Source organism: Uniformispora flossi, from assembly GCF_049534875.1.
Lineage (GTDB): Bacteria > Actinomycetota > Actinomycetes > Streptomycetales > Streptomycetaceae > Yinghuangia > Yinghuangia aomiensis.
Genome location: NZ_JBMULZ010000013.1, coordinates 157,947 through 180,124, shown reverse-complemented (window position 1 = coordinate 180,124; position 22,178 = coordinate 157,947). Strand labels below are relative to the sequence as shown.

At 74.6% G+C, this 22,178-nt stretch carries 5 protein-coding genes; 4 read left to right on the top strand and 1 reads right to left on the bottom strand.

All coding sequences use genetic code 11. The features are described 5' to 3' along the window. Positions 1-34: 34 nt before the first annotated feature. Positions 35-15,187, bottom strand: a complete 15,153-nt coding sequence (locus ACPA54_RS26210) for an amino acid adenylation domain-containing protein (protein ID WP_423533734.1) — start codon at positions 15,185-15,187, stop codon at positions 35-37. A 164-nt stretch (positions 15,188-15,351) separates the two neighbouring features. On the opposite strand from ACPA54_RS26210, the gene ACPA54_RS26205 reads away from it, so the two are divergent. The 4 genes from ACPA54_RS26205 (at position 15,352) to ACPA54_RS26190 (ending at position 22,163) form a co-directional block, all read left to right on the top strand. Next, positions 15,352-18,906 carry a non-ribosomal peptide synthetase gene (locus tag ACPA54_RS26205; RefSeq protein WP_423533732.1) on the top strand — a complete coding sequence of 1,185 codons (3,555 nt, stop codon included), beginning with the start codon at positions 15,352-15,354 and terminating at the stop codon, positions 18,904-18,906. A gap of 458 nt (positions 18,907-19,364) precedes the next feature. Continuing rightward, on the top strand, positions 19,365-21,032 hold the full coding sequence (locus ACPA54_RS26200; protein ID WP_423533730.1) for a (2,3-dihydroxybenzoyl)adenylate synthase: 1,668 nt from the start codon (positions 19,365-19,367) through the stop codon (positions 21,030-21,032). A 222-nt stretch (positions 21,033-21,254) separates the two neighbouring features. Continuing rightward, positions 21,255-21,446 (top strand): hypothetical protein, encoded by a 192-nt coding sequence (locus tag ACPA54_RS26195; protein ID WP_423533728.1) that lies wholly within the window; start codon positions 21,255-21,257, stop codon positions 21,444-21,446. A 333-nt stretch (positions 21,447-21,779) separates the two neighbouring features. Further along, positions 21,780-22,163, top strand: a complete 384-nt coding sequence (locus ACPA54_RS26190) for a hypothetical protein (RefSeq protein WP_423533726.1) — start codon at positions 21,780-21,782, stop codon at positions 22,161-22,163. Positions 22,164-22,178: the final 15 nt, after the last annotated feature.

Below are 22,178 nucleotides of genomic sequence, written 5' to 3'. Positions count from 1 at the left end.
GGGCCCGGTGGGGGCCGCCGCACCGCCGACGGCGTCACGGCGTGTCGCGGTGCGCCAAGGCGTCGCGCAGCAGCGGGCCGATCCGGCCGACTGCGTCGCGGGACAACAAGTCGTCGTGGTGATAGGGGACTTCGTGAGAGCTGACGGTGCCGGTCACCCGGTCCCGCCAAGCGGCCGCGCCGGTGCGCCGGGCGTTGCCCTCGGCGACGACGCACAGCACGTCGCCGTCGAATGCCGGCAGCGGCGCTTCGGGGGCCAGGAACTCGTGCAGCCTGCGGGCCGCGATCAGGCGCGCGACGACGTCGTCTCCGATCCCGGCCGGCACGTCGACGTCCCCGCCCGGCACCGCGCGGGCCAGGTGGTCGAGGGCGGCATCCGTGCCGAACCCGTCGGCGCCGGAACGGCCTTCGCCGGACGGCAGCGGCGTGGGCGGCTGCGCGTCGAGGACCGCCAGGAACCGGACGTCCTCGCCGGCCTCCCGGAGGAACGCGGCCAGCGTGAACGCCATCTCCCCGCCGAACGACCAGCCCAGCAGGTGGTACGGCCCCCGGGGCTGCACGCGCCGGATCCGCGCCAGGTAGTCCGCGGCCAGCGCCGCGAATCCGGCGGCGGGTTCGGCGCCCGCGACCACCGGCGACTGGAGGCCATAGACAGGCCGTTCCGGCTCCATGTAGGGCAGCAGCGCCGCGTACGGCCAGGCCAGTCCGAACCCGGGGTGCACGCAGAACAGCGGCGGCAGCGCGCCGTCCGGACGCAGCGCCAGCAGCGGCGCGAGTGCCGCGTCGGCGCGGGGACGGCCGTCCCGCAACCGGGCGGCGAGCGCGGCCGGCGTCGTCGCGGTCAGCACCGTCGCCACGGTCACCGCGGCCGGGTCGCCGGACAGGCCCGCGCCGCGGATCAGCGACACCAGGCGCACCGCCAGCAGCGAATGCCCGCCCAGTGCGAAGAAGTCGTCGTCCACGCCCACCCGCGGCAGGCCGAGCACCGCGGCGAAGATCCGGCACAGCTCGGCCTCGTCCTCGTCGCGCGGTCCGCGGGCGGAGACGGCGTCGGCGAGGTCGGGTTCGGGCAGCGCGTCGCGGTCGAGCTTGCCGTTGACGGTCAGCGGCAGCGCGTCCATCGGCACGACGGCGCTCGGCACCATGTAGTCGGGCAGCCGCTCGGCCGACCACGCGCGCAGCGCGGCCGGTTCCACGGCCCCCACCACGTAGGCGACCAGCCGCAGCCGGTCCGCCGTCGGCACCACCGCGGCCTGCGCCACGTCGGGGTGGTGGGTGAGGACGGTTTCGATCTCGGTGGGTTCGATGCGGTGGCCGCGGATTTTGGTCTGGTGGTCGGTGCGGCCGAGGTAGTCGAGGGTGCCGTCGGGGCGGTGGCGGGTGAGGTCGCCGGTCCGGTACAGCCGCGTGCCCGGCGCACCGAAGGGATTCGGCACGAACCGCGCGGCGGTCTGGGCGGGGGCGCGGTGGTAGGCGCGGGCGAGGCCGGCGCCGGACACGTACAACTCGCCGGGCACGCCCGGCGGCACCGGGCGCAGGTGCTCGTCCAGGACGTAGACCTCGGTGTTGTGGATGGGGCGTCCGAGGGCGGGTGTCGTGGATTCGTCGGTGCCCGCGCCGAGCGTGTTGATCGTGTACTCGGTCGGGCCGTACAGGTTGTAGCCGAGCACTCCCGGGGTCTCCCGCAGCGCGGACCACACGTCCCCGCCGACCGCTTCGCCGCCGAGCAGCACCAGGCACGGCCGGTGCCCCGCGTCGAGCAGCCCCAGTTCGACGAGCTGCGCCGCATAGGTCGGCGTGATGTTGACGACGTCGATGTGGTGCGTGTCGAGGTAGGCGGTAAGGGCGTGGGCGTCGCGGCGAAGTTGTTCGTCGCAGATGTGGACTTCGTGGCCTTCGACGAGCCAGAGGAGTTCTTCCCAGCTCATGTCGAAAGCGAAGGACACGGTATGGGCGATGCGCAGGCGACGCCCGGCCTCCCGCACCACCGGGTCGAAGATGTGGCGCCGGTGGTTGTACTGCATATTCGTCAGACCCCGGTACGGGGTGACCACACCCTTCGGCCGGCCCGTTGTCCCCGACGTGTAGATGATGTACGCCGGGTGCTCCATCCGATGGGCGTCCGCCCGGGTGAAGCCCGGGCGTTCGTCGTCGGTCGGATCCGCGTCCGACAGCGCGGCCAGGCGCGCCGCCGTGTGGGGATCGTCCAGGAACAGCGCCGCCGCCTCGTCGGGCAGCCGGTCGGCGGCCGATCGGGTGCCGAGGACGCACACTGGCGACGTGTCCTCGATCAGCAGCGCCAGGCGGTGTGCGGGCAGGTCGAGTTCCAGCGGGAGGTACGCCGCGCCGGTTTTGAGGACGGCGAACAGGGCCGCGACCATGTCGGGCGTGCGCGGCAGCCCGAGGGCGACGACGCGCTCCGGGCGGGCCCCCTCCGCACGCAGCAGCCGCGCAATGCGGTTGGCCCGAGCGTTCAGGTCCCGATAGGTCCACACGACGGCGTCCGGAGTGCCCGGCCGGAACACCAACGCCACGGCGTCCGGTTCGGCGGCAGCACGCTCCTCCAGAAGCTCCGCGACCGTGACGTTCGGCAGGTCGTGCGCGGTGGCATTCCATTCGGCCACCACCTGCCGGTGCTCCTCGGCCGTCAGCAGGTCGTACGAGCCGATCCGCTCGTCCGGAGCGGCGGCGACCCGTTCCAGCACACGCACCAGCCGGGACAGCAGCCGTTCGGCGGTGGCGTGGTCGAACAGGTCGGACGCGTACTCGATCGCGATCTCCAGGGGGCCGACCGGTGCGTCGGTCTCGCTGGTTTCGCGGAACACGAAGTCCAGGTCGAACTTGGCGGTCGGCGGCGTGAACCGCGCGCCTTCCACCCGCAGACCGGGGAAGTCGACGGTGCCGACGGCCTGGTTCTGGTAGCCGACCATCACCTGGAACAGCGGATTGCGGCCCTGCGAGCGCACCGGGTTGAGCGCCTCGACCAGCCGCTCGAACGGCAGGTCCTGGTGGGCGAACGCACGCAGGTCGGTGTCCCGTAGCCGGGCCAGCAGCTCGCGGAATGTCGGATTGCCGGAGACGTCCGCGCGCGCCACCACCGTGTTGACGAAGAACCCGATCAGTCCCGCGAGTTCCTCCTCGTCGCGGCCCGCGACCGGACTGCCGAGGGGAATGTCGTCGCCCGCCCCCATCCGATGCAGCAGCAGCGCCACGGCGCTCTGCATCACCATGAACGAACTCGCCCCGGCCGAGCGGGCGATGCCGCGCAGCCGGTCGGCGACGGCGACGTCCAGGAGGGTCTCGACCGTGCCGCCGCGGTAGGTCGCCCGCGTCGGGCGCGGTCGGTCGGACGGCAGCGCGATCTCCTGCGGAATGCCGGACAACTCGTCTTTCCAGTAGGCGAGTTGTCGGGAGTGGCGGCTTGCCGGGTCGGCCGGGTCGCCGAGCAGGTCCCGCTGCCACAGCGTGAAGTCCGCGTACTGCACGGGCAGCGCGGCCCACTCCGGCGCGCGACCGGCCCGGCGGGCCCCGTACGCGGCCGCGAGGTCGTGGGCGTACGGCCGGATCGACCACTCGTCGACGGCGATGTGGTGGAACACCGACAGCAGTACGTGCTCGTCCGGGGCGACCGTGAACACCGACACCCGTAGCGGCGGATCGGCGGCCAGGTCGAACGGACGCCGCACGGCCTCGCCGATCAGCGCGGTCACCCGGGTCTCCGCCTCGGCCCGCGAGCCCGCGGCCACCTCCACGAACTCGGCCTCGAAGGCCGGGTGGTCTATGGGCACGAGCCGCTGCGTCAGATGGTCGCCGGGGTCGTGGCCGACAGCGGCGTCGGGCGCCTCCTCCGCGGCCTCGACGCAGATGGTGCGCAGCGCCTCGTGCCGCGCCGCCACGTCGCGGACAGCCGTTTGCAGCGCGTCCCGGTCGAGCGGGCCGTGCAGCCACGCAGCGACCGGTTCGTGGTAGGCCGTCCCCGCGTCGGCGAACTGCCCGAGCAGCCACAGACGCCGCTGCGCATACGACAGCGGCACGGCGTCCGGGCGCGGACGCGCCGCGAGCACAGGCCGGGCATCGGCCCGGTCGCCGTCCGCGAGCGGGCCCATGCGGGCGGCGAGCGCGGCCGGCGTCGGCGCCCCGAAGACGTCCCGGATGGCCAGGTCGACGCCCAGCACGGAGCGGGCCTTCGCGGCCAGCCGGGCGGCGAGGAGCGAGTGCCCGCCCAGGTCGAAAAAGTCGTCGTCCGCGCCGACGTCGGCCACGCCGAGCACCTCGCCGAACAGTGCGCAGACGGCCTTCTCCTCGGCCGTCTCCGGGGCCCGGCCGACCGGCCGCGCCGCGGCGTCCGGCGCGGGCAGGGCGCGCACGTCGAGCTTTCCGTTGACGGTCAGCGGCAGCCGGTCCAGCACCACGAAGGCGCTCGGTACCATGTAGTCGGGCAGCCGTTCCCGCAGGTATTCGCGCAGCCGCGGCACCAGCGTGCCCGCCTCGCGGGTCGCCGCCGGGTTGTTCGTGTACGCCGACAGCGACGGCTTCGGCGTGCCGGGTGCGTACGCGCCGAACAGCGGCGCGGCGGCGTCGCGCGGTGCGAACACGGCGTCGCAGGTGCCGTCCGGCCGCGCCGACCAGGTCACCGAGACAGGGCGGCCGTGCCGGGCGCCCAGTTCGTGCAGCGCGTCCGGTTCGACGGCGTCCGGGTGGGCCGCGTCGCGGGCGGCGCGTGCCTCGGCGACGGTGCCGCCGTCGGCCAGCACCCGCGCGGCGGCGGCCTCGCCGGCCAGCCGGGCGTTGGGGATGCCGGTGACCCGCACGGTGTCGGCGGGGCCGTCGTCGAGGAGCGCGGCCACGGCCGCGATGCCGGTGTCCGCCCAGGAGACCTCCACCGCTCCGCCGGCCGGGACGGGCGCCGGCAGCGTGTCGGCGTCGTCCGCGCGCGGATCGGCCTCGCGGTAGAGCACCGCGTCGTACCGGTAGCGGGACAGTTCGTTGTGGTGGCGGCCGCGCTTGATCCGCACATCGACGCCGGCCAGGCCCGGAACATGACGCGGAAGTGCGGTGAAGTAGCCGGGGTCGACCAGAAGCTCCTTCTCCCAGACCAGCGACCGTTCGATCGCCGCCCGGACGTTTGCGTCGCCGGTGTCGCCGGTGTCGCCGGTGTCGCCGGTGTTGTCGGTGTCCGTGCGGGCGAGCTGGATCGCGGTGTGGAAGCTCCGCGCGAGCCGCAGGTCGCGCAGGTCGCCGAGGAAGACCGCGCCGCCGGGGACCACGAGGTCGAGCGCTTGCCGGACGACGTCGGTGAGGTAGCCGGCGTCCGGGAAGTACTGCGCGACCGAGTTGACGACGACCGTGTCGAAGAACCCGCGGGGCAGCCCCGACAGGTCGTGCGCGGGCTGGGCCCGCAGCTCGACCTTGGCGGCCAGCTCCGGGTCGCGGGCGAGGTCGCGGCGCAGCTTGGCGATCACCGGTGCGGCGAAATCGGTGGCCCAGTACGCCGCGCAATCCGGCGCGAGACGGCCGAGCAGCAGCCCGGTACCGACGCCGATCTCCAGGATGCGCCGCGGCCGCGCCGCGTCGGCGGGGACGAGGCCCTCGATGCGGGCGACGGTGGCGTCCCGCCATTCGCGCATGTGCTCCACCGGGATCGGCAAGCCGTCGTAGCTGCTGTCCCATCCGGCGAAGTCCTCGCGGAACAGCGCGGTGCCGATCTCGCGGTACTCGGCGTCGTAGATCTGCTGCCACTCGGCCAGTTGCTCGGCGGCGGCGTCCGCGCCGGCCGAAGCCTCCGGGTCCGCGACCACGTACGCAACCAGCCGCGGCGTGCCGTCGGGGCCGGGCGACGGCACGACGGCGCTGTGCGTGACCCCGGGGTGGTGGGTGAGGACGGTTTCGATTTCGGTGGGTTCGATGCGGTGGCCGCGGATTTTGGTCTGGTGGTCGGTGCGGCCGAGGTAGTCGAGGGTGCCGTCGGGGCGGTGGCGGGTGAGGTCGCCGGTCCGGTAGAGGCGGGTGCCGGGAGGTCCGAACGGGTTGGGGACGAACCGTGCGGCGGTCTGCGCCGGGTTGCGGTGGTAGGCCCGGGCCAGCCCGGCGCCCGCGACGTACAGTTCGCCCGGGGTGCCCTGGGGCACCGGCCGGAGATGGTGGTCGAGGACGTAGACCTCGGTGTTGTGGATGGGCCGTCCGAGGGCGGGTGTCGTGGATTCGTCGGTGCCCGCACCGAGGGTGTTGATCGTGTATTCCGTCGGCCCGTACAGGTTGTAGCCGAGGACGCCGGGCGTGTCCCGCAGGGCCGACCAGACCGTGTCGGAGACGGCTTCGCCGCCGAGCAGCACCAGGCACGGCCGGTGCTCGCCTTCCAACAGCCCTTCGTCCAGCAGGTGTTGGGCGTACGTGGGAGTGATGTTGACGACGTCGATGTGATGGGTGTCGAGGTAGCTGGTGAGGGCGTGCGCGTCGCGGCGGAGTTGCTCGTCGCAGACGTGGACCTCGTGGCCTTCGACGAGCCAGAGGAGTTCTTCCCAGCTCATGTCGAAGGCGAACGACACGGTATGGGCGATGCGTAGGCGTCGTCCTGCTTCGCGTACCACCGGGTCGAAGATGTGGCGGCGGTGGTTGTACTGCATGTTCGTCAGACCCCGGTACGGGGTGACGACACCCTTCGGCCGACCGGTCGTGCCGGAGGTATAGATGAGGTAGGCCGGGTGTTCCATCCGGTGGGCGTCCGCGCGGGTGAAGCCCGGGCGTTCGTCGTCGGTCGGGTCCGCGTTCGACAGGCGGAGCAGGTGTTCGGCCGTCGCGGGCGCGTCGATGAGCACGCGTGCGGCGGTGGGGTGTTCGGGGACGTCCTGGGCCACGCCTCGGGCGGTGAGCACGCAGACGGGTGCGCCGTCGTCCAGGAGCAGCGCCAGCCGCTGCGCGGGCAGGTCGAGTTCCAGCGGGAGGTAGGCCGCGCCGGTCTTGAGGACGGCGAACAGGGCCGCGACCATGTCGGGTGTCCGGGGGAGTGCGAGGGCGACCACCCGCTCGGGTCCCGCGCCGTGGGCGGCGAGCAGCCGGGCGATGCGGTTGGCCCGGGCGTTGAGTTCCCGGTAGGTCCAGGTTGCGGCGTCCGGGGTGCCGGGCCGGAACACCAAGGCCACGGCGTCGGGTTCGGCGGCGGCGCGCTCCTCGAGGAGTTCCGCGACGGTGACGTTCGGCAGGTCGTGGCCGGTGGCGTTCCACGTGGTCAGCGCCTGGTCGTGCTCGGCCGGGGACAGCAGGCCGATCCGGGCGCACGCGGCGTCCGGGACGTCCGCGAAGCCGGCCAGCACCCGGACGAACCGGTCCGCCAGCAGTTCGACCTCGTCGCGGTCGAAGGCCCCGGTGTGGAACATCGCGCGCAGGGTGGTCTCGGCGCCGGGGGTCACCACCATCGAGACCGGGTAGTGCGTGGCGTCGCGGACTTCGTGTCCGCGCACCCGCAGGGCGCCGTCCGGGCCGTACCGGGTCGCGGTGTCCGGGAGCGGCAGGTTCTGCACCACGAAGAAGGTGTCGAACAGCGCTCCCAGGCCGGTGGCCGCCTGGAGTTCGGCCAGCCCCGGTTCGGGGTGGTCGAACAGCTCGGACTTCTCGTCGTGTACCCGGCGCCACAGTGCCCGTGGCGACTCGCCCGCGCGGACCCGCACCCGTACCGGCACGGTGTTGAACAGCAGGCCGACGGTGGTCTCCACGCCGGCCACGTCGGGGTGGCGGCCGGACACCAGGGCACCGAACACGCAGTCGTCGCGGCCGGTCAGGCGGGCGAGCAGCAGCCCCCAGGCGCACTCGTAGACCGTGCCGAGCGTGACACCGGCTTCCCGGGCCCGGGCGGCCAGGCGCTCGGTCAGGTCGGCGGGGAGAGTCCGGACGAACTCCTCGGCGGACGCGGCGGACGCCGCGGCCCCGCCGTCCGCGTCGTGGCCCGCGGGCGCGAGCCGGGTCGGCTCGGCGATCCCGTCGAGGTACGCGGCCCACACGGCGCGGGACCGCTCGGCGTCGCGCTGCCGCAGCCAGTCGAGGTAGGTGCGGAACGGTGTGGTGGGGCGCCGGAGTTCCCGCTGCGCGTCGGTGTAGGCGGCGAGCAGCGACGTGAGCACCACTCCGCTGGACCAGCCGTCGATCAGCAGGACTTGGGACGTCATCACCAGACGGTGCGTGCCGGCGCCGGTGCGGGCGAGCCCGAAGCGGATCAGCGGCGGCCGGGCGGGATCCCACGGGCGGTCGCGTTCCGCGGCCGCGAAGGCGTCGAAGGCCGCGTCCGGTTGCGGATCGGCGTCGGCGTCGGCGGCGGCGGACGGTGCCTCGGTGAGGTCGGTGTACCGGAACGGCAGTTCCCACCGCTGCGGAATCACCTGCACGGTGGTGTCGTCGAGCGGGACGAATCCGGCGCGGAGGTTCGGATACTTCTCCAGCACGGCGCGGACCGCGTCGGCCATCGCCGCCGGGTCGACCGGGCCGTCAAGGTCGAGGACGACCTGCTGGGTGTAGATCCCCTGGGCGGTGTCGTCGGCCAGGTCCATGAGGAAGTGGAACAACAGGCCCTCTTGCAGCGCCGACAGCGGCAGCACGTCGGCGACGCCCGCGCCGCCCAGCGCCCGGTCGAGTGCGCGGAGCTGCTCCGGGGCGAGGCCGGGGGCCGCGGCGGCGCCGTGGGCGGCCTCGGGTGACGCTTCGTCCGCGGTGGCCCGGTTGGCCGCCGCGGTCCGCGCGAGCGCGGCCACGGTCGGGTGGCGGAACACGTCGCGGACCGTGAACGGCAGCCCGGCCGTCCGGGCCCGGGAGGCGAGCAGGGTGGCGCCGATGCTGTCGCCGCCGAGGGTGAAGAACCCGTCGTCGACACCGACGCGCGGCAGGCCGAGCACCGCGGCGAACACCTCGGCCAGGGCGGCTTCTTCGGGTGTGCGCGGGGCGGTGTGCGGGCCGGTCGGCGCGAGGTCGGCGGCGGAATCGGGCAGCGCGGCCCGGTCGGTCTTGCCGTTCGGCAGGAGCGGGAGTGCGGCCACGAGCACCACGACCGCGGGGACCAGGTGTTCGGGCAGCCGGTCGACCAGGTGTGTGCGCAGCGCTTCCGCGTCGGGGGCGGCGGCGGCCGGGTCGGGGACCGCATAGGCCACCAGACGCGGTGTGCCGGACGCGGCCCGGCGGACGGCGACCACGGCGGCGGCGACGTCCGGGCGCGCGGTCAGGCACGCTTCGATCTCGGCGGGCTCGATGCGGACGCCGCGGATCTTGACCTGGTCGTCCGTCCGGCCGAGGAACTCCAAGGCACCGTCGGCGCGTCGGCGGACCAGATCGCCGGTGCGGTACATCCGGGTCCCGGGAGGACCGAACGGCGACGCGGTGAACCGCGATGCGGTCAGCCCCGGACCCCCCAGATAGCCGTCGGCCAACTGGGCGCCGGTCAGGTAGAGCTCGCCCGGCACCCCGGCCGGGACCGGCGCCAAACGCCCGTCCAGCACCAGCGCGCCGGTGTTCCACACGGGAGCGCCGATCGGCACCGTCCGCGCGTCTTCGGCGCCGTCGTCGGCGGGCGGGGTCCACGAGGTCGCGGTGATGGCCGCCTCGGTGGGGCCGTACGTGTTGTGCGGCCGGACGCCGAGCACCTGCGCGGCCCGCCGGGCGACCCCCGGCGGCAGCGCTTCGCCGCCGCACAGCAGCAGCCGCAGCCGGGCACCGGACGCCTGCGCCCGGCCGGCGGGCGGCCACTCGGCAAGCAGCGCGTCGAGCATCGGCGGGACGAAGTGCGCCGCGGTCACGCCCTGCTCGTCCATGAGCCGGGCGAGGTAGGCGGCATCGCGCTGGCCGCCGGGCTCGGCGACCACCACCGTCGCCCCGGCCGTGAGCGGCCAGAACGTCTCCCAGATCGCCACGTCGAATCCGGCGGGCGCCTTGTGCAGGAACCGGTCGCCGACAGCCAACGGGAACGCGTGCTGCACCCACGCGAGCTGGTTCGCGAGGGCACGGTGGGACACGACCACCCCCTTCGGCCGTCCCGTCGAGCCGGAGGTGTACAGGACGTACGCCGGATCGCCGGCCGTCGCCGGGGAACCGCCGGTCGTCGGCGGCGCCGCGTCCGCCGGGAACGCCGCCACCGCGGGATCGTCGACGGCGATCACCCGGACACCGGATCCGGCGAACCGGGCGGCGTCGCCCGACGTGGTGACAACGCACCGGGGCGCCGCGTCGGCGAGCATGTCCGCCAACCGCGCATCCGGATGCTCCGGGTCGAGCGGCAGATAGGCCGCGCCGCTGCGCAGCACGCCCAGCAAGGCGGCGACGAGCGCCGTGGAGCGCGGCACGGCGACCGCGACGACGGCCCCCGCGCCGATGCCTTTGGCGGCCAGCAGACCGGCCAGGCGGTCGGCGTTGCCGAGGAGTTCGCGGTAGCGGACCTCCGTGCCGTCCGGCCCGACCAGGGCGACGGCCTCGGGTGTGGCGCGGGCTTGCGCGGCGATGCGTTCGTCGACGGGGAGGTCCGGGACGGGATGCGCGGTCGGCGTTGCCGTCAGGGCGGCGTGCTCGTCCGGGGTGAGAATGCCCAGCGCGGACACGGGTGTGCCGGCGGCCGCGGCGGCGTCGGCGAGGAGCCGCACCAGCCGGTCGAGGAGGTCGGCGACCGTGCCGTGGTCGAAACGATCGGCGGCGTAGCCCGCCTGGATGCGGATCCCGTCGCCGTCGGTCTCCACGCAGCGCAGGTCGAGGTCGAACATCGCCGCGCCGGTCGGCGGCGGATATGCCGCGGCCTCGATCCCCGGCAGCGCAAGCCGGACTTCGTCGGCCCGGTGATGCGCCACCGACACCTGGAACAGCGGATGGCGGCCCAGTACCCGCGGCGGGGCCAGCCGGTCGACGACCCAGGCGAAGGGCACGTCCGCGTGGGCGAACGCGGCCCGCGAGGTGTCGCGGACCCGGTCGAGCAGCGTGCCGAACGCCGGGTCGCCGCGCAGGTCCGCGCGCACGACCACGGTGTTGACGAACAGCCCGACGACGTCGTGCAGGTCCTCGTCGGTGCGCCCCGCGACCGGCACGCCGAGGGCGATGTCGTCCCCGGCGCCCATCCGGTGCAGCAATGCGGCGACACCCGCCTGCAGGACCGCGGCCGGTCCGACGCCGTGGGCGCGGGCCAAGGACCGCAGCGCGGCGGTCACCGTGGGCGGGACCAGTGCCTCGGCGACGCCGCCGCGCAGTGTGGGGTCGGCGGGGCGGGGCCGGTCGGCGGGCAGCGCCGCCTCGTCCGGCAGGCCGTCCAGCGCCTTGGACCAGAAGTCGAGCCGGCGCACCGCGATGTCCGTCGCCGACCCGGCGTCGGCGCCCAGGAGCGCGCGCTGCCACGCCGTGTACTCGGCGTAGGTGACGAGGGCGGGCGCCGCCACTGCGGACGGTGCGGTGCCGGCGGCCCGGGCCGTGTACGCGGCGGCGAGGTCGGCCAGCAGCGGCCCGTACGACCACCGGTCGGCGGCCGTGTGGTGCAGCGTGAGCACCAAGTGGGTCGCGTCGGAGGCGGCGAACACGGCCGCCCGCACGGGGAGGTCGTCGGCGAGCCGGAACGGCCGGGCCACTGCGGCAGCGGTCTCCGCGGCCAGTCGCGTCCCCGGTTCCCCGGCGAGGTCCACCACGTCACAGCGCAGCCGGGTGGCCGCTTCGGCGGGAGAAAGGACCCGCTGGACGGGCAGGTCGCCGTCGTCCGCGACGAGCAGCGTACGCAGCGCCTCGTGCCGTCCCACCACGTCCGTCAGAGCGGCGCGGAGCGCGGCGAGGTCCACGGTGCCGGTCAGCTTGAGCCCCAGCGGCAGGTGGTAGGCCGCCGACGGCCCGCGCAGCTGCTCCTCCAGCCACAGCCCGGCCTGGGCGAACGACGCCGGGACCGGGTCGGGCAGTTCGGTGCCGCGCACCGGAGGACGGGCCGGCGCCGCCCGCGCGGCCGCGGCGGCGAGGGCGTGCGGGGTCGGCGCACGGAAGACGTCCGCAAGCGACACCTCCACGCCCAGGACGGCGCGCACCCGGTTGGCCAGCCGCGCGGCCAGCAGCGAATGCCCGCCGAGGGCGAAGAAATCGTCGTCCGGGCCGACCTGCGGCACGCCCAGCAGGTCCGCGAACAGCGCACAGACCGACGCTTCGCGGGCGTCCACCGGAGCCCGCCCGGCCGGCCCGCCGTCGCCGGGACGCGGCCGCGGCAGCGCCCTGCGGTCGACCTTTCCGCTGGCGTTGCGGGGGAGTTCGGTGAGGACCGTGAACGTCGCCGGGAGCATCGCGGACGGCACCAGCGCGGCGAGCGCGGTGCGCACGTCGCCGATCTCCAGGGTGTGCCCGTCCGCCGGGACGAGATACGCGGCCAGCGCCCGCGCGCCGTCGCCGCCCGCGACCGGGGCGACCGCGGCCCGCGCCACGCCGGGCAGGTCCAGCAGGCGCGCCTCGACCTCGCCGGGCTCCACGCGAATGCCGCGGATCTTCACCTGCTGGTCGGTGCGGCCGAGGAACCACACCGCGCCGTCCGCGTCCCGGCGCACCCGGTCGCCGGTGCGGTACATGCGGGTGCCGGGACCCGCGAACGGGTCCGGCAGGAACCGCTCCGCGGTCGCGGCCGGGCGGCCGAGGTAGCCGCGGGCGAGGCCGCTGCCCGCGAGGTACAGCTCGCCGGGCACGCCATCCGGGACCGGGCGGAGCGCCGCGTCCAGCACGTACGCGCGGGTGTTGGCGATGGGACGGCCGATCGGGACGGATCCGGCCGCGGTCCGCGCGTGCGCGAGGCTGTCGCCGGCGGCTTCGGAGCAGCCGTACAGGTTGACGATCCCGGCGTCCGGCCATCGGGCGGACACCGCGTCCGCCAGCGCCGCGGGCAGCGCCTCGCCGGAGCTGATCCAGGTGGTGACGGAAGCGAGCGAGCCGGGGGCCGCGGTGTCCAGGAGCGTGGCGAGCAGGCTCGGCACGACCGTCACGACCTGGACGCGGTGCCGGTCCACGAGCGCGGCGAGCGCCGCGGGATCGGCCGCGGTCGCGTCGTCGGCGACGACGACGGTGTCCCCGGCCACCAGCCCGCCGAGGAGCTCGGTGGTGCCGTCGATGAACGCCAGCGCACTCTTGGCGACCCGCACGCGCGGGGCATCACCGCGCCCCCACCACAGCCGGTTCGCGAGCGCGGCCTGCGTGCCGACAACGGCCTTGGGGCGGCCGGTGGATCCGGAGGTGAAGATCACGTAGGCGGCGGCGTCGGGCGGCGCCGGGCACGCCGGAGCCGCGAACACCGCGGCGGCGGACGGCCCGTCTATCCGGACGCGGGGGATGCCGTCCGGCACCGGCAGGTCGGCCGGCGTGGCGGCGTCGCACAGCACCGCGTCGGGGCGCGCGTCGCCCAGCATGAGCGCGGTGCGTTCGTGCGGCTGATTGAGGTCGAGCGGCAGGTAGGCGGCACCGGCGCGGAGCACGGCGAGCAGCGCCGCGGGGAGATCCGCGGAGCGGGAGAGGGCGAGAGCGATCACCGGTTCGCGGCGCCCGCCCGCGGCGCCGGACGCCGTCCCGAGTGCACCCTGCGGCAGCAGCGCGCGGATCTCGTCGGCGCGTGCGCCGAGTTCGCGGTAGGTCAGGGCGCGGTCTGCGATCACGGCGACCGCCTCGGGGGCCGCGGCGATCCGGCGGTCGATCAGCGCGGCCACGCCGCCGTCGGGCACCGGCACCGGGTCGGGTTGGGCGGGCGGGGCGACCGCGTCGAGCAGCGCGAGAGGGGTGTCCGGGGCGTCGAGCGCCGAGGCGAGCAGTGCTTCGAGGTGCGCCAGCAGGACGTCGACGCTGTGGGGAGCGAGCAGGCCCTGCCGGTAGGTAGCTTCCACGACGAGGGAACCGGGGCGCAGGAAGCATTCCAACGCCAAGTCGAACTGCGTCGTCCCGTTGTGGATGTGACGCCATGCCGCTGTCACGCCGGGGAATTCCGGCGCCGCGAGTTCGTGGGCGAGGAGCCCGAACATGACGTCGAACAGTGGCGTCCGGCCCGGGCTTCGCGCGGGACGCACGGCGTCGAGGACCCGGTCGAAGGGCACCTCCTGGTGGGCGAAGGCGCCGGAACAGGTCTCCGCCGTCCGGCCAACGAGCTGACGGAACGTCAGAGTCGGAGTCCGGCCCGCCGGTTCGGCGGTGTCGCAGCGCAGCACGACGGTGTTGTTGAAGTTGCCGATCAGGCGGGCCGCCTCCGCACGGCTGCGGTCCATCGTCAGGGTGCCGATCGGCAGGTCGTCGGCGCCGGTGTGCCGGTGCAGCACGGCGGCGAACGCGGCGAGGGCCGCGGTGAACGGCGTGGTGCCCGCCTCCGTCGCGAACGCGGCCAAGTAGTGCGCGAGTTCGGGAGCGAAGTGGCGGGTCCGGCGGCCGCCGCGTTCGTCTCCGACAGGCGGCCGGGGACCGTCCGCGGGCAGTTCGGCGGCCTCGGGGAGCGATGCGAGACGCTCGTGCCAGAAGGCGACGCCCTCCGCGTCGGCACCGGCCTCCGGCGCGGCGTTGTCGCGGGCCCGCTCCCAGGTGGCGACGTCCGCGTACTGGATCTTCGGGGCGGCCGGAAGAACCGAGCCTTCCGCGGTCGCCCGGTAGAGCGCGGCGAGATCCCGGGACAGCACGCCCCAGGTGCCGCCGTCCCACGCGATGTGGTGCACGACCTGGACCAGCGCGTGGCGGTCGGCGGCGAACCGCAGCAACTCCCAGCGCACGGGCTGGTCGTGGGCGAGGTCGAAGGGCCGCGAGGCAAGCTCCGCCGCGGCGGCGTCGGCCACCTGCACCCACGCGTCCGCGGGTATCGCGGTGAGGTCCCGCAGCGGGACGTCGAGCCGGGGGACCTCCGCGACGATCTGGCGGGGCTCGCCGTCGTCCGCCACCCGGTAGACCGTGCGCAGCACTTCGTGCCGCACGACGAGCGCGTGCAGCGCGGTCCGCAGCGCCCCGGCGTCCAGCGGGCCGGCCAGGTCGACGACGAGGCAGCCGTTGTACGACGTGCTGCCGGGGTGTGCTTGGTGGTGCAGCCACAGACTGCGCTGCGCGTACGACAGCGGGGCCGGGCCGAGGGCCCGATCGCGGGCCGGGATTCCGCCGCCGGCGTTTCCGCCGAGACCCTTCCCGGCGAGCAGACGCTTCATCAGTTCCCGGCGGCGGTCGGCCGGTTGGCCGTCCCGAGCGGAGGTTTCCTGTCGCAACGTGCCGCCTCCTGGGCGCACCCGGCCCGCCGCACCGGGCGGCGGGGAGAACTTCGGAAAGCCTTGCCTTAGTTAGGTTTGCCTACCCTATATTTGTGACGCCTGCGTGGGGTGTCAACCCACTGCCCGCGGGCTGGACCATTGCCGGGCGGAAGGGGAACACGGTGGACTGGAGCGTCGGCGCCATACGCGGCGAGGTGGCCGAACTACTCGAATGCGCACCCGACTCGGTGCCCGTCGACGGCAACCTCATCGAGCACGGGCTCGACTCGCTCCGGCTCATGCGGCTGGCCGGCGGGTGGCGGCGCCGCGGCGCGGAGATCACCTTCGCGGAACTTGCCGAGCACCCCAGCATCGCCGCCTGGGCCGGGCTCCTGGCCGCCGCCGCGGCCGGTCCCGCCGACGCCGACGCGCCGGCGGCGACCGTCGCGCCGGGTGCCGCGGGAGCGGACGGCGGCACGGCCGATGCGGACCCGCCGACGGATCCGCACGCACCCTTCCCGCTCGCCGCGATGCAGCACGCGTACTGGGTCGGACGCGGCGACGACCAGGTCCTCGGCGGCGTGGCGGCCCACCTCTACACCGAGTTCGACCGGCCCGCCGACGCCCGGGACCCGCTGGACCCGGCGCGGCTGGAGACCGCGGTCCGCGCCCTCGCCGCCCGGCACCCGGCGCTCCGCACCCGCATCACCCCCGACGGCCTGCAGCAGGTCCTCGCCGCACCCCCCGGGCCGCTGCTCACCGTGGAAGACCTGCGCGGCCTCGCCCTCGAGGCGGCCGCCGCCCGGCTCGCCGAACTGCGCGACGCCTGCTCGCACCAAATGCTCGACATCGAAGCCGGGCGCGTGTTCGACATCCGCCTCACCCTGCTGCCCGACGGCGCGACCCGGCTGCACGTCGACGTCGACATGGCGGCCGCCGACGCGCTCAGCTTCCGCCTCCTCCTCGCCGACCTCGCCGCGCTCTACGCCGCACCCGGCACGCCCCTTCCCCCGCTGGCGTACGACCACCGCGCCTACCTCGCCGACCGGCCGCCGCTGCGCGCCGCCGCCGCGGCCCGGGCCCGCGCGCACTGGGACGCCCGCCTGGCCGACCTGCCCGGCGCCCCCGACCTGCCGCTGCGCGCCGAAGCCGAACGCGGCGACCCGGCCCGGGTCACCCGCCGCCACCTCTGGCTCGCGCCCGACGACAAGCAGCGGTGGCTGGAGCGCGCCCACCGGCAGGGCGTCACCCCGGCGATGGCACTGGCCGCGGCCTTCGCCCATGTGCTCGCCGGGTGGACCGCCGAACCGCACTTCCTGCTGAACCTCCCGCTGTTCGACCGCGAAGAGATCCACCCCGACGTGCCCCGCCTGGTCGGCGACTTCACGGGCTCCGTGCTGCTGGACAGCGACCTGGGCCGGCCCGGCACCTTCCTCGACAGCGCCCGTGCGCTCCAGGCCCGGCTGCACGACGACGCCGCACATGCCGACCGCGCCGGACTGGAGGTGCTGCGCGACCTCTCCCGGGCCCGCGGCGGCCAGGTCGTCGCGCCCGTCGTCTACACCAGCGCGCTCAACCTGGGCGAACTGTTCGCCGACGACGTCCGCGCCTTGTTCGGCGAGCCCGAGTGGATCATCTCGCAAGGCCCGCAGGTGCTGCTCGACGCCCAGGTCACCGAAGTGCGCGGCGGACTCCTCGTCAACTGGGACATCCGCGAGGAACTCTTCGCGGACGGCGTCGCGGACGCCATGTTCGACGCCTACCGCACCGTGGTCACCCGCCTCGGCGCCCCCGACGCCGACTGGGACCGGCCGATCGGCGACCTCCTGCCGGACACCCAGCGCACGGTGCGCGCCCGGGCCAACGCCACGACGGCCCCCCGCAGCCGGCGGCGGCTCCACGACCCGTTCTTCACCCGTGCCCGCACCCGGCCCGACGCCCTCGCGGTCGTCGCCGGATCCGACGTGCGCTGGACTTACGGCGACCTCGCCGACCGCGCGCTGCGCGTCGCCGCCGCCCTGACCGCCCGCGGCATCGGCCGGGGCGACACCGTCGCTGTCACCCTTCCCAAGGGTCCCGACCAAGTCCTGGCGGTGCTGGGCGTGTTGGCGGCGGGAGCGGCGTACGTCCCGGTCGGTGTCGAACAGCCCGCGGCACGCCGGGCGCGGATCCACGCCACCGCGGGAGCCCGCCTCGTCCTCGACGCGGACGGCGGCACCGGAGCGTCCCCGCGCGCGGCGGCGATCGCCCTCGCCGAGGCCGCCCGGCACGCCGAGCCGCTCGCCGCACCGGCCGCCGGGGACGAACGGGACGCCGCGTACATCCTCTTCACCTCCGGCTCCACCGGCGAGCCCAAAGGCGTCGAACTCCCGCACAGCGCCGCCGTCAACACCATCGACGACCTCGTCGCCCGGTACGCGCTCGGACCGGACGACCGCACGCTGGCCCTGTCCGCCCTCGACTTCGACTTGTCGGTCTTCGACATCTTCGCGCCCTTCGCGGCGGGCGGCGCCGTGGTGCTGCCACAGGCCGACGAACGGCACGAACCGGCCTACTGGCTGCGCCAGTTGAGCGACCACGGGGTCACCGTGCTCAACTGCGTGCCGGCGCTCCTCGCGATGCTGCTGACCGCCGCCGAGGACGGCGCCGACCGGATCTCCGACACATTGCGCGTCGTCCTCCTCGGCGGGGACTGGGTCACCACCGACCTGCCCGGCCGCCTGCACGCCCAGGTCCCGGCCTGCCGGTTCGCCGGACTCGGCGGCACCACGGAGACCGCCATCCACTCCACGCTGTACGAAGTCCCGCCCGGCTCCCGGCTGCCCGCGTGGTGGCGTGCGGTGCCCTACGGCCGGCCCCTCGCCAACGTGCGCTGCCGCGTGGTCGACACCCTCGGCCGCGATCGGCCCGACCACGTCCCCGGCGAACTGTGGATCGGCGGTGACGGCGTCGCCCTCGGATACCGCGGCGACCCGGCGCGCACCGCCGACCGGTTCGTCGAACACGACGGCGAACGCTGGTACCGGACGGGCGACTTGGCGCGCTATCTGCCGGACGGGACGCTGGAGTTCCTCGGCCGCCGCGACCATCAGGTGAAACTCCGCGGCTACCGCATCGAACTCGGGGAGATCGAAGCCGCGCTCGCCGCGGTCCCCGGCGTCCGGCAGGCCGCGGCCGGCGTGGTCGGCACGCCGGGCCGGGCCCTGGCCGCCGCGGTGGTGGCGGAGCCGGGGCTGACGGAGAAGCAGATTCTCGCGGTGGTGCAGGAGTTGCTTCCGCCGCACATGCTTCCGGACACGGTGGCGGTGCTCGCCGGACTCCCGCTGACGCGCAACGGCAAGACCGACCGGGCGGCTCTGGCCGCGCTGTGGGAGCGCGGCCGGGGCGGCCTCGCCCACCGGCCGCCGCAGGGGCCGGTCGAGGAAGTCGTGGCGGCCGTGTGGCGCGAGGTCTTGAGCCGCGCGGGCACGGCACCGGCAGTGGTCGGCCGCGACGACGACTTCTTCGCGCTGGGCGGGGATTCGGTGCTCGCCACCGCGGCCGTCGGTCGTCTCCGCGAAGCACTCGACACCGACGGCCTGTCGGTCCGAGCCCTGCTCGCCACCCGCACGGTCGCCGCCCTCGCCGCCCGGCTCGTCGCGGAGGAGGGGGAACCGGGGCGCACCGCCGCGGTCGCCGAGGTGTACCTCGCGGTCGCGGCGATGAGCGACGAGGAGGTGGAGGCGGCGTTGGGGTGAGGCGGGCGGCCGGGTGGGGGGTGTGCCCTGGCCGGTGCTTTCGGTGCACCAATGCGGTCGGCCATGTCGCGCCGCCTGTCCGACCGCCGATCGGATGGGGCGCCGAAGCCGCTTTCGCTGCCTCGGACTTGTCGGCGGACAGGGGTCCGTCGGCCCATCGGTGCCCCGGTCTCGGCTTCGCCTCCACCTGCCGATGCGGTGCGGAGCCGCCGGGTCGCTCAGCCGCGTGGCCCGTGCGGTCTCGCGTCGTGCCTGAGGGTGCCGGGGCGGTCTCCCGCGCCCGCGGCAGCCGCCGTCCGGTCCGCCACCGGCCCCGAGTGCTCCGACCCGCCCACCGTCCGCGTCCTTCCCTTCCGCCGCCTTCCGCCCGGCGTCCGACACCCCTCTTCCGGCACCGCTCCGCCGACGCCGGTGCCCCCCGTCACCAGCCCGCACAAGCCAGCAAAGGACAACTCCCGATGCCTTCCGCCGCCGCACCCGATGCCGAGCCGACCCTCGGATCCGAACTCCTCGACGGCTGCACTCCGTGGCCCGCCGACGCCGCCGCCCGCTACCGCGCGGCCGGATACTGGCGCGGCGACACCCTGGGGGAGCTGCTGCGGGGGTGGGCCTTGCAATGGCCCGAGCGGACGGCTCTCGTCGACGACGCCGGGCGGACGTCGTTCGCCGAACTCGACCGGCGCGCCGACCGGACCGCGGCCGGGTTCGCCCGTCTCGGCATCCGGCCGCGCGACCGGGTCCTCGTCCAACTGCCCAACACCGCCGACTTCGTCGTCGTGCTGTTCGCACTCGCACGCCTCGGCGCGGTGCCGGCGCTGTGCCTCCCCGCGCACCGGGCCCACGAGATCGGACACCTCGCGGAGCTGTCCGAAGCCGTCGCCTACGTGGTCCCCGACACCCACGCCGGCTTCGACCACCGTGCGCTGGCCGGCGAGATCCGCACGCGGGTGCCGTCGCTGCGGCACGTCGTCGCCGCCGGCGAGCCCGGACCCGACGCGCTCGCCTTGGCCTCCGTCGACGCGGACCCGGCCGGCCTGCCCCCGGGCCCGCGACCGCACGACGTCGCCCTCCTGCTCGTGTCCGGCGGGACCACCGGGCTGCCCAAACTGATCCCGCGGACCCACGACGACTACGCCTACAACGCCCGCACCAGCGCCGAAGTCTGCGAACTCACCTCCGGAGACGTGTACTTGGCGGTCCTGCCCGCTGCCCACAATTTCCCGCTCGCCTGCCCGGGCATCCTCGGCATCCTCGGAGTCGGCGGCACCGCGGTGCTCGCCTCGGGACCGAGCCCGGACGCGGCGTTCCCGCTCATGGAACGCGAGAAGGTCACCGTCACCGCCGTCGTGCCGCCGATCGCCGACCTGTGGAGCCAGATGTGGGAGTGGGAGCCCGGCGACCGCTCCGCGCTGCGGCTGCTCCAGGTCGGCGGCGCGCGCCTGCCCGCCGCGCTGGCCCGCGAGTTGGGCCCGGGGCTGGGGTGCCGGGTGCAGCAGGTCTTCGGGATGGCGGAGGGGCTGCTCAACTACACGCGGGCGGAGGACGGGGACGACCTCGTCGCAGAGACCCAAGGGCGGCCGCTCAGCCCCGACGACGAGGTGCGGATCGTCGACGGCGACGGTGCCGACGTCGCCGACGGGGAGATCGGGGAACTGCTCACGCGGGGCCCGTACACGATCCGCGGCTACTACCGGGTGCCCGAGCACAATGCGAACGCGTTCACACCGGACGGGTACTACCGCAGTGGCGACTTGGTGCGGCAATTGCCGTCCGGGCACCTCGTCGTCGAGGGGCGGGTGAAGGAGGTCGTCAACCGGGGCGGCGAGGGCGTGCCGGCCGGGGAACTCGAAGAGCAGCTGGCGGCGCACCCCAAGATCCGCCAGGCGGCGGTCATCCCGCTCCCGGACAAGGTCCTCGGCGAACGGGTCTGCGCGGTCGTCGTCCCCGCCGACCCGGCGGACCCGCCGACGCTGCCGGACGTCAAGACGTTCCTCACGACCGCGGGCTTGGCGCCGTACAAGATGCCGGACATCCTCCGCGTCGCCCCGGACCTGCCCCGCACCCCCGTCGGCAAGATCGACAAGCGCACCCTCGCGGAGTCGGCGGGGGAGCCGGGGGTGGGGTAGCGGGATGGCGTGAGCGCCACGACTGGACGGGACCGCGCGCCGTACGGGGCTCTTGTGGCGCTGACATGCACAGATTCCCGTAATCGGCAGCGGATGATCGAAGATGACTTGAGACGCCTTGATTTGAAGGGAAACGTTCCATTATTTGCCGTTGCGCAGCTACCTTTGCGTCGTTGGTACGGCATGGCTCTCTGGAAATCACCGTGCCGACTGGGGGAGTGGATGCTGGTCCCTCGCGCCGCTCTGCCCGCCAAGTCGCGCTGCGCGCGCCTCGAACGCGGGGGCGAGAGCGTCCTGCTTCGCTACTGTTCCGCGGACATCGAGAAGTTCGCCGCGGACATGCTTGTGCTGGAGGGCGACTACGCGCGCCGTCTCCGCCCGTTCGCGGGCAGTCCTACTCTCTCGAGTGAATGAGCGAGTCGTCCCCTGTACGGCTACGACTACGCCCCCTTCGACCAGTCCATCGTGTGGCTCCCTCCGCGTCGCGAGGCGGGCGGATCGGCAGCGGGCAAGCCCGAGTTCGACGGTTCCCTACAGACAGAACAGGACCAGCATCGTGATATCGGGACCGACTCTTCCCGACTGCCGGACGGGTCGCACGGTGACGCCCACGCCACCGTCCCCCTGCAGATCGGCCGAGGCCGCCCCCGGAGCCACCGCCGACCCCGTCGGCGATGGCCCGACGGCCCGGCCGAACCGATCGCGGACCGGCGCGGCCTGACCTGGCTCAGCCGCACGCTGATGGTGGTGAACGTCGCACTGGTCGCGCTGGTCGCCGTCCTCGGCGCGATGGACACGCTGGAGCCGTTGAGGCAGACGTCCGCGCACCGCACCCCCTCGCGATGGTGGCCCGTCCTCGTCTACGGCCCTTGGGCGGTCGCGGCGTTGTCGATCCTGCGGGCGGGCATCTACCGCCGCCACGCACTGCATTCCTGGATCGTCGTCCTGACCTTCGCTGCTCTGTCCATGGCACTGTCCGTCCCCTACGCCTCCACCGACGCGCGTGCCGTCGTCGCCGCGGTCCTGCCCGCCACGGCCATGACGGCCTGCCTCCACCAGCTCGTACGCCAAACCACGCTCACCCGCCCGCCCTTGACCAAGATCCCGGCACAGCGCCGCTGGCGGCCCTAGCCGAGGACTCGGCCA

Excerpts from the sequence above, each read along its gene's own strand:
- ACPA54_RS26200 (WP_423533730.1), top strand. The coding sequence starts at position 19,365 with ATGCCTTCCGCCGCCGCACCCGATGCCGAGCCGACCCTCGGATCCGAA.
- ACPA54_RS26195 (WP_423533728.1), top strand. The coding sequence starts at position 21,255 with ATGCTGGTCCCTCGCGCCGCTCTGCCCGCCAAGTCGCGCTGCGCGCGC.